This is a genomic window from Rhodococcus sp. NPDC054953, assembly GCF_053609225.1.
The window spans coordinates 1-1,255 of sequence record NZ_JBSGXD010000068.1 but is presented as its reverse complement, the minus strand read 5'-3'; the positions used below and the strand labels follow the sequence as shown (position 1 = coordinate 1,255).

General features: G+C 61.5%; 1 protein-coding gene. It reads right to left on the bottom strand.

The features are described from left to right. Positions 1-366: 366 nt before the first annotated feature. Complete coding sequence (locus ACWF62_RS20510; RefSeq protein WP_452631254.1) at positions 367-1,098, bottom strand: DUF4365 domain-containing protein; 732 nt, start codon at positions 1,096-1,098, stop codon at positions 367-369. Positions 1,099-1,255: the final 157 nt, after the last annotated feature.

Sequence of the window (1,255 nt, the reverse complement as noted above, 5' to 3'; positions counted from 1 at the left end):
GTTCAGGTACCGCGCAGCCTTGTATGAGGTCAGCGCACCGGGCGGTGCGCCGTCGATCCGAAAGGATTCTCATCGTGACCGCGGCACTGCTGTCTACCGTGATCTGTGCTGGTGCACTCACCCTCCAGCGCGCCATCTACCCCCTGACCCTTCTGGTCGGCTTCTTGTGCGCGCTGCGCGGCCTTGGTGCCCCCGAGCGGGTCTTGACCTTCCGTACCTTTGCCCGAGCAGTTGCCGACGTGGGCAGCCACCCCACACGCAGTTCGACGCGATCGCCCCTCCGCTCCCCTTCCGCCCACCTGAATTGACGAGACATTGAAGTGACAGGCGCGACGTCAGATGCAGCAGCGCCAAGGAGCCTCAGCGTCAGGAAAGATCGGTCTGCTCGACCGGTCGGCGCCACCACTCTGTGGATTTGAAGCACCCCATGAGCCAGTGTGCTTCCGCGCTGTTCAGGATGACAGTGCCGATCATCGGGATAGGATCAAATCTGAGCATTTCCTCCCGAATGTGCACAGGACCCCAGTCGAGATCATGATGTAGCAGGACTGCAAGTGGCTCCCCACGCTGCTGCCAGAAGATCATGGGTTCGCCGTACTCGTTCTCGAAGGGCTTGACGATGTCGTTCGGAGTGAACATGACGTCCGCCATGTCAGCCCAGCGGCCGACCCCTTGACGTTCCCAAACCAGGGAATTCCGCATTATCTGCACGAAAGCCTCAATGGTGTCGTCATCCAGCACAGACTCCCGTGAGACAACAACAGATTTCAGCGTTTTGCGCAGCGCGTCGGCTCGGCGGAGCTGACGGGTTGCATTGGCCCAGAAAAGGCCTCCCCGCTCAGGGTCATGGACTACGCAGAGCACCGGCAAACTACCGTCACGCCAGTTGCCCCCGTGATCCCCGACTGGGACGCGATGGCCCTTTCTGGTACGCGTCGAGACTCCACCTTTAACCTGCACGGCCATGGAGTCTGCTGTTCGCTCGCCGTTCTGTACGAAGGTAACGTGCATGTCCTCACCGTGGTCGTTGCCGCCGTCGACCTCCTGCACGATGTGCCCGTGGCGCTCGAACAGCGCACGCACCTCATTGACGGCCATGCGCCCAACGCGCCGACTCTCAGGCACCTTCGGCATCCTGCCCCACCTCTTTGCTCTGCGGGGACCAGGCTAGAACAGGCAACCACGTACTAACCACTCCTAAGTAAAGGACAGTGTGTCCGGGGCGAGGCAACCCCGGGCACGAAGAGGCTTGTGC

Excerpts from the sequence above, each read along its gene's own strand:
- ACWF62_RS20510 (WP_452631254.1), bottom strand. The coding sequence starts at position 1,098 with ATGGCCGTCAATGAGGTGCGTGCGCTGTTCGAGCGCCACGGGCACATC.